Origin of the sequence: Brevundimonas sp. A19_0 (assembly GCF_017744255.1) — a bacterium.
Classification (GTDB): Bacteria; Pseudomonadota; Alphaproteobacteria; order Caulobacterales; family Caulobacteraceae; genus Brevundimonas.
The window spans coordinates 41,326-55,093 of the sequence record NZ_JAGHQP010000015.1 but is presented as its reverse complement, the minus strand read 5'-3'; the positions used below and the strand labels follow the sequence as shown (position 1 = coordinate 55,093).

Here is a 13,768-nt window from a genome sequence, read left to right as displayed (position 1 = left end):
GGGGTCGGGGGGCGGCCTTGAGCGGGGAGTGGTTCAGCGCAACGGCGGAAAACCCGTTCACCATGGCCCCGGCCGGGCCAGTGGCCCAGGCCTATGGGGAGAGCCGCGCGCCGATCAGTGTGATCGTGGGGCCGACGGGTGGGGGAAAGACGACGGAGAGCATTCTCCGGACCTTCCGCATTGCGCTATGGCAGCACCCTAGCCCGATTGACGGCGTGCGCAAGGCCCGAACCGTCATTCTGGCCCCGACATACCGGAAGCTGTGGGACCAGTTCATTCCCAGCTATCGGGAGGTCATCAAATGGCACAAGAACGGCTGGAAAGGCGGGACGGGCGAGCCCGCGCAGCACATCTATGACTTCATGTGGGCGCCCGATCCCCACACCGAGCCGTCCCCCGTGCATGTCGAAGTGCTGTTCCGGGCGCCGGGCGAGGGCGATCTGGAGGAGTTCTTTCGCGGGCTGGAGGCCACGGCCTTCCACTTCCCCGAGGCGGACACCCACGAGAGCCAGGACATGTTCTCGCTGGCCTCGAACCGGGCCGGGCGCTATCCGCCGCCCCGGGACCGTCCCGATCCGTCGCTGGGCCTGCCGGACGCCTACAAGGGCGTGAGCGCCGACGCCAACGCCCCGGTGATCGGCAGCTGGTTCCACAAGCGGTTTTTCGTCGAGCGCCGTCCGAACGACCGCTTGTTCCCCCAGCCCCCGGGCTATGACCCGACGTCGCCGGACGGTTTCCATCCGCTGGCCGAGAACGCGGGCAATCTGCGGCGGATCGGTCGAAACTACTACCGCGACATGGCGGCGAACCTTGAGCCTTGGGACGTCGAGCGCCTGTTGCGCAACCGGCCCGGCTATTCGCGCCATGGCCAGCCGGTCCACCCGGACTTTGACCCGCCGACGATGGTGTCGACAACCGATCTGGAGCCTGACCCCGACAGCCCCATGGTGATCGGGCTGGATGCCGGGTCGAACAGCCTGCACCATGCGGCGGTGTTCCTGCAGCGGACGTTCGGCGGCCAGGTGCGGGGCTTTGCCGAGGTGGTGCCGGACGGGCAGTCCGATATCGTCGAGGTCGGCGGGGCGATCCGGCGCCTGATGGAGACGCGGTTTTCCAAGGTCAAGTCATGCGTGATCGTGGTCGACCCGGCTGCGCGCGGTCAGACGGCCATGCAAAGGGGTCTGACGTGGCTGCAGGTGCTGACGCAGGCCACGGGCATGACGGTGGTGCCGGCCCAGACCAATGATCCGCGCGTTCGGCGCACCGCGCTTGACCAGATCCTGAAACGGCGGTGCGGCCCGGGCGAGCCCGGACTGGTGCTGTCGGGGCCGTCCATGCCCCGCACGACGGCGGCGCTGGCGGGCGAATACCGGTTCAAGCGGACGGGCGACAAGGTGTCGGAGATACCGGAGAAGAGCCACCCGGCGTCCGACGTGGCCGATGCGGTCCACTATGGGGCGCTGGGCCTGAACGGGATCGGCGCGATCGAGGGCCAGTTTATGCCCTCTGGCCCGGACGACGGCCATTCTGTGGGCTCGCAGGGGCATCTGTTGCCCGAATGACGCCTGTGGAGGCCTGACCGGTGTTTCGACGCCCCAAGATCGAGAGCGCGGGCCCCATGCCCGATCCGGCGGACCTTGAGAACCGCCGCAATACCGAGCGCCGCAACCGCCTGCGGACCGGCGGGCGCCAGTCGACCATTCTGGCCCAGGCCATGGAGCGCGCGGCGGGCGTGCCGACCGCGACCCTGACGGGGGTGGCCGGTTCGTGAGGGACGAGGCGACCATCATCCGCGGGATCGACCGCGCCTTCGAGGACATGAAGGCGCACAAGGCGCTGCGCGAGGATGAGTTTCAGCAGATCGCGGACTATTTCATGCCGCGCAAGGATTTCAGCTGTGCCAACCGGCCCGGCGACCTGCGCCGCCGCCGCCTGACGTCCAGTGTGCCGCCGGTGTCGCTGCGCAACAGCGCGGCGATGCTGTTCAGCTATGTGGTCGACCCGACCAACCCCTTCATCAACCCCTCGGTCGAAAACAGCCTGATGGCGGCCGGCTATGAAATGCTGGACCTGTCGCGCGAGGGCAGCGACTGGCTGGAGCGGCTGCGCTGGGGCATCCATGGGCGGATGATGAGCGCCCGGTCGGGCTTTGCGACCAGTTCCGCGCGCCTGTCGGTCGAACTGTGGGCGTTCGGCACCGGGGTGCAATGGGTGGGCCACAAGCGCGGGCAGGGGCCGATCTATCAGACCCGCCCGTTTCAATCGTGCTGGATCCGGACCAACGGGGACGGCCTGGTCGATACGGTCTATTACCAGTTCACGGCGCCGCTCTACTGGGTGCTGGAACGCTGGCCCGAGGCGACCAAGGTCGAGGACTGGCAGAAGATCGCCAGCGAGATCGACGACACCAAGCGCGAAGCCGCCCTGCGCCAGTCCGTGACCCTGTTGCATGTGGTCGAGCCCCGCATGGGCGGCGAGCGTGGCCGGGTGCAGCGGCAAAAGCCGTTCGCGGAGTATTACGTCTGTCTGGACAAGAAGGCGGTGCTGGAAGAGCGGGGCTATGACAGCTTCCCCTATGCCGTGCCGCGCCTGGAGCCCGAACAGGGCTCGGATTACGGCACGGGGCGGTGCTGGCATGCCCTGCCGGACGCCAAGGCCCTGTCGATCCTGCAGCAGGCGATCGAGAACGGGGTGGACCTCAAGGTCGCGCCGCCGACCATGATGCCCAAGAAGCTGTTCGGCGGCCCGCTGGACCGGCGCCCGGGGGCGGCCAACTATTTCGACCCGACCCGGCTGGGGTTCATGAACCTGTCGGATGCGGTCAAGCGGCTGGAGCTGACCGGCGACCTGGGCGTGGGGCAGGCCTATCATCAGGAACTGATCCAGCGGGTCGAGGCGGCCATGCTGGTCGACTGGATGCGGCTGCGCGACAGCGGCAATGTGACGGCCGAGGAAATCCGCGAGCGGCGTAACCTGCGCATCAGTGTGATGAGCGCCCATGTGCCCGGCATCGACCGCGACTGGATGGGCGTGGTGGCCGAGCGCACCGCCGAAATCCTGCTGGCCGAGGGCGATCTGGGGCCGGTGCCGGCCGATCTGCGCAATCTGGACGTCGACTGGGACTATGCCGGGCCGCTGGCCCAGGCCCAGCGCCAGCGCCAAGCCGAGGGGTTCGACCGCATGTTCGCCCGCGCCATGCAGGCCCGCGAACTGGACCCCGCCGCGCCGTTCGTTCTGAACCTGGCCGAGGGCCTGCGCGCCTGTGCCGACGCCGAGGGCTTGCCGCTGGGCACGCTGCGCAGCCGCGCCGAGGTGCAGGCCATGGTCGAGGCCGAGGCCGAGCGCGCCCAGGCCGCCGAGGAACGCCAGGCCGCCATGGACGGGGCCGCCGCCCTGCGTGACGGCGCGCAAGGGGTGGCCAGCCTGGCCAATATGGGCGGCGCGCCCGAGGCGATGGCGGCATGACGGCAAGCAAGGAAGGACAGACCATGAAGTTTCAACACAAGGACGCGGTGATCGACGCCGCCCTGTTCGACGGGGAGTATGTCGGGCAACCGGACACGGCCACGCCGTGTCGCGTGGTGCCGAAAACCTGCCCTGACTGGTTCCCGGCGGTGCTGGAAGAGACCCCGCCCGGCGGCTTCAACTGGGGCCCGGGGTCGATTTCGAGCGTCGGGGACAAGATCTACATTCAGACCGAGACCGCGCTCCTGACGGTCAAGCCGGGTGACTGGATCATCAAGGGCCGGAGCGGGCATCTGCATGTCATGGATGGCCAGCGCTTCGCCAAGGAATACGAGGCGCTGGCTTGACCGCCACCCCCGACATCGAGGCGCTGCAGCGCGCGGCGATTGCCGACCGGGTGGCGCGGCTGGATGCGGCGCAGCTGGCGGATATCGAGCGAGACTATCGCGAGGTGTTCCGCACCGATGCCGGGCGCCGGGTGCTGGTACACCAACTGGCCGAGGCGGGCGTGGGCTCGCTGCGCGGGCCGGACATGACCCCCGAACGGGGCCGATATCAGGACGGGCGGGCCGATCAGGCCCTTCACCTGCTGAACATGGCGGGCTTTGGGGCAATGAGTGCCGCCATGGCTGTCGCCGAAGATATGCTGGAAGGACAGGACAATGACGGACACCAATCAAGCGTCGGACGCGACGACGGACACCACGGGGACGGCCGAGGCGGGGGCGGGTTCAGCCGCCCAGACGACGGGGCAATCCCCGACTGACGGCGGCAAGGGTGCGGCCACGGGTGGCGCGGCTGACAAGGGCGCGGCGTCCGGCGCGGGCGAGGCCGGCACCGGCGGCGCGGCGGCCAGGGGCGGCAAGGGCAAGCAACAGGCGGAAGCCGGGACGACGGGCGAAGATGCCCCGTTCTGGGAGGGCCTGCCCGACGACCTGAAAAAGGAAAAGAGCCTCACCCGCTGGAGTACGGTCGAGGAACTGGCGCGGGCCGCCCTGGCGGCCGAGCGGCGGCTGGGGGTGCCCGCCGATCAGCTGGTGCGCCTGCCGACCAACGACGAAGAGCGCGCCGCCGTGTACGGCAAGCTGGGGGCGCCCGACAGCGCCGAGGGCTACAAGATCGAACTGCCGAAGGAGGCCACGGATGAGGACCGGGCGCTGGCCGACCGGTTCGCCAACCACATGTTCAAGGCGGGCCCGTTCCCGCCCGATGTGGTGAAGGCCTCGGTCGACTTCATGAACGCCGAAATGGAAGCCCAGGCCAAGGCCGAGGCCGATGCGTTCGAGGAGGCCAAGACCTCGGGCGCGGCGCTGTTGAAGAAGGAATTGGGTGCGGCCTATGACCCCGAAATGAAGGCGGTCGGGAAGTGGCTGCTGGAAGAGGGCGGCGAAGACCTCAAGGCCGAACTGGACCGCACGGGCCTGGGCAACAGCCCGCGGCTGATGCTGTTCCTGCACAAGGCGATGGATGCGCGCGGGGAGCCGCAGACGCTGGAGGGCGGCAACCGGGGGACGACGCCGACCGGCAAGGTCTCGCCCGCGCAGGCAAGGGCTGCGCTCCAAACTCTGGAAAGCGATCCGGTGAAATCGAAGGCCCTGTTCGACAACGGTCACTCGATGCACAAGACGGTCGTGGCCGAGCGCGCACGGCTGCTCAGGGCCATCGAGGGTATGGACCCGGATTGACCGCTTGACGGCTTGGGCAAATCAGTCCAGCGATGAAGCTCACAGTTCCGGGGGTCTGACCAAAACCCCCGACCATCGCCCCCGCCCCGGGCTGACCGCGAAAGCGGAACCGGGACAGGGCGGCGCCCGGGGGCGCTAATCCCAGGCTTGCGTCCGGTCTCGAAACCGGGGGTCGCTGCCGATCAAACCCAGACATTTTGATCGACGGCGCGCGCGTGCGCGCCCTGCAGCAAGGAACCCCTGCGATGACGCAGTTCTCGAACGAAGCCGATACCATTCTGGCCCGCTATGTGCCGGGCTTCCGCTCCAATCTGAACCTGTCCCCTCAGCAGACGAAGTCGCATCTGGCTGACGCGGTCGACAGCGACATGAACTACACGGAGCCCGGCGAGGGCTTCAATCTGGATGATGTGGGCGAAAGCGAGCCGGAGGACGTCGCAGCCCGCGTGCCCGACACCCCGGACAAGTTCCTCGGCTCCAGCCGCCGCGTGGCCAACTTCACCGAGTTCCAAGACAGCGCCTGGCTCGACAATGTGGACAAGGCCAAGCTGCTGGAAGACCCGACCAACCTGACCATGGCGGCCCTGATGGCCGGCAAGCAGCGCAAGCATGATGACAAGATCATCCAGGCCGCGCTCGGCAATGCGTTTGTGAAGGAGACGGACGGGTCGCTGACCCCGGTCGCCCTGCCTGCCAGTCAGATCGTCGCTGCCAGCAGCGTGCTGCGGGCGCACCAGGATGAAATCGTGCCGGACGATAACAGCGACTATGGCATGTCGCTGGGCAAGCTGATCGAGGCGAACGAACTGCTCGACGAGAGCGAAATCGAGGGGGACCGTTACGTCACCCTGACGTCGGCGGAAATCGCAAGTCTGCTGCAACGCACGCCCACGACCAACGACAGCTATGCCGAGGTCAAGGCGCTGAACAGCGGCAAGATCAACCACCTGCTTGGTTTCACGGTGAAGCGCATGTCGAAGAAGCGCATGCCCATCGTCAGCGGCCAGCGCCGCCTGATCGCCTGGGTGAAGCCTGCGCTGGCCATTCGCGGCCGCCCCGTCACCAATGCGCGCATTTCGATCCGCACCGACAAGTCGGACACGCCGCAGGCGTTCTACAAGACCAGTCATGCCGCCGGCCGCCGCTATGACGAGGGCGTGGTCGAGATCCGCGTGACCGTCTGATGAACCGGGCCGGGGGCAACCCCGGCCCACACCCATGATGGGGCCAAGGCCCCGCCCGGCGATCTGACAGGCCGGAACGCGAACACAAGGAAGACACCGATGACGATGCGATATGGAGCCCTGGTCGGTCTGGCCTATGCGGGCACTTCGGCCACGGCGATCGTGACCAGCTCGGCCCATGAAAAGGGGACCGACCACATTCTGATCCGCGACCGTGTGGAACTGGCGGCTGCGCCGGCCAATGACACGATCTGGCTGGGCAAGTTCCCGTCCAACACCGTGCTGGACCCGGACGGGTGCAAGTGCTGGTTCGACGATCTGGGCACCGGCGTGACCATGGACGTCGGCTATGCCGGGGACGTGGACGCCCTGGTCGACGGGCAGGATGTGGCCACGGCGGCGGGCTCTTTCAGCCTGCTCAAGTCGGTCGATATCAGCCTCTACCACGAGCCGCTGTGGAAGGTGCTGGGCATGGCGTCGGACCCCGGCGGCAACATCGAACTGATCGGCACCCTGCTGGGTGCTGCATCGACCGGCACGGTCGTCTGGCAGATGAAGGGCCAGACGCGCTAACCCCCTTCGGGCCGTCGTTCTCCGTGTTGCGCTGACACATTGATGGCCCGCGAGCGAGGCGGGGGGTCACCGTCCTTCGGCCCCCCGCCTTTGTCGTTTCCGGATCCCTGTTGAGGAAGCCCCGATGAGCGCGGCGAAGCTGAGACTGATCAATCTGGCGCTGGCCCATCTGGGCGAGGGGGCGGTGTCGAGCCTTGAGGACGATCCGCGCCCGCCCAAGCTGACCAAGGCGCTGGCCCAGTATGACGCCGTGCTGGATGCGGCGCTGCAGCGCGCGCCGTGGCTGTGCGCGGTCGAGAGCCGGACGCTGGCCCTGATCACGCCGCCGGCAGAGGGCTGGCGCGACTGGCGCTATTCCAGCCGGTATCAGCTGCCGGGGGAGTATCTGAAACTGTGGTGGGTGGACGGCGCCCACACCTTTGCCTGGCAGGCCGGGACCGATCTGGACGGGAACGGGGCGGTGCGCCGCTATGTGCGGGCCGAGGGCAGCGAGGCCCTGAATGTGGACATGGCCGTGCGGCGCCCGGCCGAGGCGCTGACCCCGCTGCTGTTCATGGCCGTGTCGCTGGACCTGGCCGCGCATCTGGCCGGGCCGATCCAGCAGGCGGACGGGCGGGCCCTGCTGGAGCGGGCGCGGCTGGCCTATGAACAGGCCGAAGGGGCGGAAGTGACCGAAATCGGCGGGCAGGCGCCGCCCTTTGCCGGAGGGCCGCTGGAGGCGGCCCGCCGGTCGGCGCCGTAGGGGCTTTATCCCCTCGCGCCGGGGCGCGGCCATGATGGCCGCATGGGAAAGGTCGTCAGCTTCATCAACGGCTTTATCGCGGGCGAAATCGGGCCGACAGGCTGGGAGCGCAGCGATCTGGTTCAGCATGCCAAGGGGTGCGCGCTGGCGCTGAACATGGTGGCGCTGGTGACCGGGCCGCTGGTCAGCCGCGGCGGGTTCCGCGACCGGGGGCCGGTGGCCGATGAAACGGTGCGCGGGCGGCTGGTCGGCTTTGCCCGATCGAGCGACGATGCGCTGATCCTGGAACTGGGCGATGAAGAGGCCCGGGTGTGGACGCCGGACGGCTCGCTGATCATGGACGGGTCGGACCCCTATGTGTTCGCCCTGCCGTGGGATGCGAGCCAGCTGGACGATCTGTGGTTTCGCCAGATCGGCGATGTGCTGTTCGTGACCGACCGGACGGGCGGGCGGACCCGCACGATCCGGCGGCTGGCGGACGATGACTGGGCCGTGGCGGATCTGGAGTTTCGGGAAGGCCCCTGGTTGCCCGAGGGCCAGACCATCAGCCTGACCCCCAGCGGGGTGACGGGCGCCATTACCCTGAACGCGGGGGCGGCGGCCTTTGAGCCGGCGGACGTGGGAAGCCGCCTGCGCATTCGGCAGTCGGACGGCCAGAGCGGCTATGACACCTGGACCTCGGCCACCGATTACGACGGCGGCAAGATCGTTCAGTACGACGGCAAGGTCTATCAGCGCCAGACGCCGGGCGGGACGCTGAAAAGCGGGACGACGCCGCCCCTGCACGAAAGCGGCGTGGTGTCGGACGGCAAGCTGGACTGGCTGTTCCTGCACGACGGCGCCGGGGTGGTGCGGATCACCGCCTATACCAGTCCGACGCAGGTGAGCGGGATCGTCGAGACGCGCCTGCCGTCGGCGACGTCCACCATCTATTGGGCCAAGAGCGGGTTTTCGGACGTGCAGGGCTGGCCCCGCGCGCTGGCCGAGGAACGCGAGGAACGACTGGTGTTCGGGGCGACGACGCAGAGGCCGGGACAGGTCGACATGACCCGGACCTCGGGCTTCACGCCGACGACGACGAACTTCAAGCCGGGCTATGGCTCGGGCCGGGTGGTGTCGGACAATGCGGTCAGCCTGAATGTCGGCGGCGCCTCGCGCGTGGTGTGGCTGGCCAGCGCGGCGGCCCTGATCGCGGGCTGTACCGATGGCGAATATGTGCTGTCGGGCGCGACGCTGGACGATCCGATCACGCCGGACGGCCGCACGGCGCGCAAGGTGTCGAGCTTCGGCAGCGGCGATGTGGCCCCCCTGATGCTGCAAGGGCCCCCGCCGACCATCCTGCATGTGTTGCGCAGTCGCACGGTCATCCGCGAAGTGCGGGTGAGCCCGGACCAGAGCGTCGACAGCCGCGACCTGTCGGTGCTGCGCGAGCATGTGATGGATCGCGGCATCGCCGAAATGGCGTTCCAGCAGCCGGACAACATCGTCTGGATGCGGCTGGGTGACGGGGGACTGGCGGCGCTGGTCTATCACCTCGAGCAACAGGTGCTGGGCATCTATCGCCAGAGCCTGCCCGAAGGGTGGACGGTCGAGAGCCTGGTGTCGGTGCCGACGCCCACGGGCGGCGATCGGGTGGCGATACAGGTCAGCCGGGTCAAGGATGAGGTGACCCAGCGCCGGGTGTGGCTGCTGGCCCCGCGCAGCGACGGCATGTTCCTGGACGGATCGGCGACCTATGAGGGGACGCCGGTGACGACGGTTTCGGGGCTGGACTGGCGCGCGGGCGAGACGGTCAGCATCGTGGCGGACGGCGCCCGGGTGCCGGATCAGGTGGTCAGCGAGGGCGGCACGGTGACGGTGCCGGACGCCGCCGGCAAGATCGTGGTGGGCGACAGCATCCATCGGCGTTTCGAGAGCCTGCCGCTGGATATGGCCGGCCCGGGCTCGACCAATGCCGTGACCCTGATCCCGACCCACGCGACCGTCATTCTGGATGCGGTCGAGGCCGATGTGGGGACGCTGCAGGAGGGCAGCATGGACACGGTTCGGACCCGCACCCCCGACGATCTGGCGGCGCCGGGCGAGCGCCGGGTGCGCGAGCGGGTGGCGATCGGCAACGGGGCGGACCGGGATCAGCGGCTGGTGATCGAGACGCGGGCGCCCTTTGACCTGGGCATCTATGCCTATCGACTGGAAGCGGAGGCGAACCGATGAACCGCTATGCCGACCCGCGCGGCTATCGCACGGCCATTTACCGCCCCGGGGATGAGCGCCGTCTGGAGTTGCGGGCCGATATGGCGCGCGATTTCGACGCCGAGGACGGGCGCCTGCCCGAGGGGCCGAAATGGACCCTGTGGCGCGGGGCGCGGCCCGTGGGCATCGGCGGGGTCGAGCCCGATGGCGAGGGGTGGTTTCTGACCGAAGACCTGAGCGCGCGTGACTGGGTGGCGGCGGTCCATGCCAGCCGGGCGTGTCTGGCGTGGCTGAGGGGCCGGAAGATGGTGCGGCGCGTGGTGGCGCTGGTCGAGCCGGGCCACCACGCCGCGCGGCGGATGCTGGCCAAGCTGGGGTTCGAACTGGACCAGGTGGGGCATGTGCCCGGCCGGTCGTGGAGCATGGTCTGGGAGGCCGAGCGATGAGTGCTGCGCAGGCGGCGGCGGGCGCCGCGGCGAAAATCTCGAACCTGATGGTGGGTATCGGCGGCTGGCAGGCCAGCCGCGCCCGGGCGGCGGCGCTGAAACAGGCGGCGAAGATGGCGCGCGCCGAGGCGTCGATGCAGGGCCAGATGATGGCCGATGAAGGCGAGCGCGTCGCCGCCGAGGCGGCGGTGCGGGGCGCGGCCATGGGCGGCGGGTTCGAGGGCAGCTTTGACGATGTGCTGCGCTCGATCGAGCAGACGGCGGCCTTCAATGCCCGGTCGGCGATCTGGAGCGGGAATGTCGAGGCCGCCAACCGGCTGTATGAGGCCAGGGTGGCGAAGCAGGAAGGGACGATGCAGCTGATCAGCAGCATTGTGGGCACCGGCGCCAGCATCGCCGGGGACTGGATGGGGCAGGCGCAACAGCGCCAGCAACGCCAGATCCTGAACCGGATGAAGGCCCGGTATGGCGTGAGGGCCACGCGATGAGACTGCCGGGACTGCAGGCCCGCCCGCAGGGGGCGCAACGGCCGTCGCTGGAGACGGTTCGCCCGACCGATCTGGGGCTGGGCGTGGTGGCGCGCGAGGCCGACCGCTTCGCCGAGGAAGTGGCGAAGACCGAGGAACTGCAGGAAATCGAGGCCTTCAACGCCGATGAAGAGGCGGCGCAACCGATCCTGCGCCAGCTGGTCGAGACGTTCGAGCCGGTGTTTGCCGAGAGCGCGGCCAACTGGGACGGGCTGGAGCCGAACTTTGCGCGCGGAATGGACGCCCTGCTGACCATGAATGTCACCCGGTTCATGGCCGGGCAACAGGATCTGAGCCCCGGGGTGCGCCAGGCGGTCGAGCGCGGTGTGACCGACTATCAGCGGGCGACGTCGCAGCGGGCCATCGAATATCAGGCCCGCCGCCGTGGCCAGATGGCGACCGAGGAAGCCCAGGCCCGCGCCAGTGCGCGCCAGGGCGCGGCCATGGGCGCCTATATGCAGGGCATGGCCGGGGTCCGGAAGACGCTGGATCAGGACTATGACGGGTCCACCGGAGACTACGCCGCGCGATTGCTCGCCGGGCACGACGAATGGGCGGCGACGACGCTTGAGGGAGCTAGCGAGGCGGATCGACCCGCGATGCAGCGGTGGCTGGACAGCCAGCGCCTGAGCCTTGTGGCGACAGGGCTGGAGGTCGAGGCGCGCGCCCAACAGGGCTATGTGGCGGGGACCGTCAAGTCGACCGGCGGGCAGATGGTCAATGCGGTCCTGTCGTCGCCCTCGATGTACGACACGGTGCTGGCCCAGGTGGATACGGTGATCGCCCCCCTGCCGGCGGCGGCGCGCCCGGCGGCGCGCGCGGGGCTGGTCAATGATCTGACGGTTGCGCACATCGAGGGGCTGATCGCGGCGGGCGATCATGACCGGGCGCTGGAGTTGCTGAACGGCGGAACGCTGGATGACCGTCTGGACCCGGGGTCCAAGGCGACCCTGCTGGGCAGCGCGACGCGGGCCAGCGAAGCCCTGTCGGTCGACGACTGGGTGGACCGGATGGCGCTGCAACAGCGCATGGAAGACAATCTGACCAGTGTGGTGACCACGGGCGTCGAGGTGCCGGGCGCCGATCTGGCCTCGGTCGAGGCCATGCTGGGGCCGCGCGAAGCGGCGGAATATGCGCTGAACCTGCAAAAGGCGCGCGAGGCGCGACAGGCGACCGAAGGGTTCGGCACGATGACGCCGGACGCCATCGCCGCGCGGGTCGAGAGCCTGCGCCCCGAGCCGGGGGCGCCGGACTTTGCCGACCAACAGCGCCGCTATGAAATGGCCCAGTCGGCGGCGAGCGCGGAACTGGAGGCCCGGACCCGCGACCCGGCGGCCTGGGCGCTGGCACAGGCGCCGGGACTGTCGGCGCGGCTGGACGGGCTGAACAGTCCGGACCCGCAGGCGCGCTTTGGGGCGGGGTCGGAGTACGCGGTGGGGGTGCTGACGCTCCAGCGCAATGCCGGGGTGCCGGCGGAGCAATGGCGACTGCTGACCAAGTCGGCGGCCAGCGGCATCGTGGCGCGCGCCGGACAGGCCGAGAACCGGGCCGAGGGCCTGAGCCAGATGGCCAGCATCGTCGAGGCGTTCGCCGCCCCGCCCGGGGCAACCAATGATCAGCGCAAGGCGGCGCGGGGTCGCCAGATCATGGTGACCAATGAACTCATCGCGGCGGGCGCAGATGCCGGCGATCTTGCCGCCGGCCTGGCGCTGGGCGACGATCCGGTGCGGATGGGCCGCTATGTCGCCGCGACCCGGACGGGCGCGCTGGATGCGCTGGACAAGAAGGACCGTGACAGCCTGCAGGATCGGGTGGACGCCGAACTGGCGACCTATATGCGCAGCTACACCGGTGCCTCGCCCGGCGCGGCCCTGATGGGCGGGCGCCGGAACATGGCCTATCGGCTGGCGGCGCAGGCCATGGCCGAGCGCGGCCTGAACGAAACCGATGCGGCCCGCGAGGCGGCCCGGGTGCTGACCGAGGACTATGTGTTCGTGGGGCCGCAGGGCTGGCGCATGCCGCGGGGCGAGGCCGAACGGCGGCGCGCGGGCATCGTCGGTGGCGGCACGATCGGTGACAGCAACCGGTGGCGTGATCTGGCACAACGCGGGGTGGGGCGGACGACGGCGGCCTATATGGCCAATGAGGGGGCCTTGCTCTACACGCCCACCGACGACGGATCGGGCCTGTCGGCGGCGCGGCGGCGTGAGCGGTATGCGGACGCGGTCAGCCGGTCGGGCCGCTGGGTGACCACGCCCGATGACCAGGGCCTGATCTGGATGGCGCCGACCCTGTCCGGCGAGTGGAAGCCCGTGCGGGATCGCGATGGCCACACGATCGTGCGGCGCTGGAGCAGTCTGGTCGAGGGCGGGGTCGATCCGGACCGCCCGCAGGGACAAAGACGATCCGTGGCGCGGGCCGATCAGCCGGCGCGCGGCATCCGCAACAACAACCCCGGCAATATCGAGGCCCGGTCGGACATTCGCTGGCAGGGGCAGGCGGGCAGCGACGGGCGGTTCGCCCGGTTCGAGACGCCCGAACACGGCCTGCGGGCGCTGGCGCGCGACCTGTACACCAAGCGGGACCGGGGACTGGATACGGTGGCCGAGATCATCAGCGTCTGGGCGCCGCCGAACGAGAACAATACGGCCGCCTATATTGCGGCCGTGAGCCGGGCCATCGGCGTCGATCCGAACGAGGTGCTGGATTTCGACGATCCGCGCGTGATGACGGGGCTGATGGGCGCCATCATCCGGCACGAGAACGGCGAGCAGCCCTATGCGCAATCGCTGTTGCAGGAGGCGGCCCGCAACGCTCGCCCGCGCGACCGTGCCCCCCGCCGGAGGGCGCGCCGGTGACGCTTTATGCCATCACCTGGTCCAGTGAGGCCGTATATACCCCAACCTTGTCCAGCCGGAGGGCGCGCCGGTGACGCTTTATGCCCACACTTGTT

13 protein-coding genes are annotated in these 13,768 nt (G+C 69.2%); all 13 read left to right on the top strand.

The window, feature by feature from the left end; genetic code table 11:
• A partial coding sequence (locus J7346_RS12470) for an ATP-binding protein (RefSeq protein ID WP_209120301.1) occupies positions 1-1,562 on the top strand: 1,562 nt, incomplete at its 5' end.
• Positions 1,563-1,582: 20 nt separating this feature from the next.
• Positions 1,583-1,771: a hypothetical protein gene (locus tag J7346_RS12465; RefSeq protein WP_209120300.1), complete on the top strand. Its 189-nt coding sequence runs from the start codon at positions 1,583-1,585 to the stop codon at positions 1,769-1,771.
• Positions 1,768-3,465 carry a portal protein gene (locus tag J7346_RS12460; RefSeq protein WP_209120299.1) on the top strand — a complete coding sequence of 566 codons (1,698 nt, stop codon included), beginning with the start codon at positions 1,768-1,770 and terminating at the stop codon, positions 3,463-3,465. The genes J7346_RS12465 and J7346_RS12460 overlap by 4 nt, the downstream gene beginning before the upstream one ends.
• A 23-nt stretch (positions 3,466-3,488) precedes the next feature.
• Complete coding sequence (locus J7346_RS12455) at positions 3,489-3,812, top strand: hypothetical protein (RefSeq protein ID WP_209120298.1); 324 nt, start codon at positions 3,489-3,491, stop codon at positions 3,810-3,812.
• Positions 3,809-4,231, top strand: coding sequence for a hypothetical protein (locus tag J7346_RS12450; protein WP_209120297.1), 423 nt, complete (start codon positions 3,809-3,811; stop codon positions 4,229-4,231). Before J7346_RS12455 ends, J7346_RS12450 begins: the two co-directional genes overlap by 4 nt.
• Positions 4,128-5,150, top strand: coding sequence for a hypothetical protein (locus J7346_RS12445; RefSeq protein WP_209120296.1), 1,023 nt, complete (start codon positions 4,128-4,130; stop codon positions 5,148-5,150). The genes J7346_RS12450 and J7346_RS12445 overlap by 104 nt, the downstream gene beginning before the upstream one ends.
• Positions 5,151-5,395: 245 nt before the next feature.
• Positions 5,396-6,334, top strand: a complete 939-nt coding sequence (locus tag J7346_RS12440; protein WP_209120295.1) for a phage capsid protein — start codon at positions 5,396-5,398, stop codon at positions 6,332-6,334.
• 99 nt (positions 6,335-6,433) lie between these two features.
• The gene (locus tag J7346_RS12435) at positions 6,434-6,907 is read left to right on the top strand and encodes a hypothetical protein (protein ID WP_209120294.1); all 474 of its coding nucleotides are present in this window, start codon (positions 6,434-6,436) and stop codon (positions 6,905-6,907) included.
• Between the two features lie 124 nt (positions 6,908-7,031).
• Positions 7,032-7,649, top strand: a complete 618-nt coding sequence (locus J7346_RS12430) for a hypothetical protein (RefSeq protein ID WP_209120293.1) — start codon at positions 7,032-7,034, stop codon at positions 7,647-7,649.
• A 42-nt stretch (positions 7,650-7,691) separates the two neighbouring features.
• Positions 7,692-9,863 carry a hypothetical protein gene (locus J7346_RS12425; protein ID WP_209120292.1) on the top strand — a complete coding sequence of 724 codons (2,172 nt, stop codon included), beginning with the start codon at positions 7,692-7,694 and terminating at the stop codon, positions 9,861-9,863.
• Entirely contained in the window at positions 9,860-10,288 is a 429-nt protein-coding gene (locus tag J7346_RS12420) for a hypothetical protein (RefSeq protein ID WP_209120291.1), read from the top strand. The genes J7346_RS12425 and J7346_RS12420 overlap by 4 nt, the downstream gene beginning before the upstream one ends.
• Entirely contained in the window at positions 10,285-10,776 is a 492-nt protein-coding gene (locus tag J7346_RS12415; protein ID WP_209120290.1) for a hypothetical protein, read from the top strand. The genes J7346_RS12420 and J7346_RS12415 overlap by 4 nt, the downstream gene beginning before the upstream one ends.
• Positions 10,773-13,673, top strand: coding sequence for a hypothetical protein (locus J7346_RS12410; protein WP_209120289.1), 2,901 nt, complete (start codon positions 10,773-10,775; stop codon positions 13,671-13,673). Before J7346_RS12415 ends, J7346_RS12410 begins: the two co-directional genes overlap by 4 nt.
• The last annotated feature ends 95 nt before the right edge of the window (positions 13,674-13,768 follow it).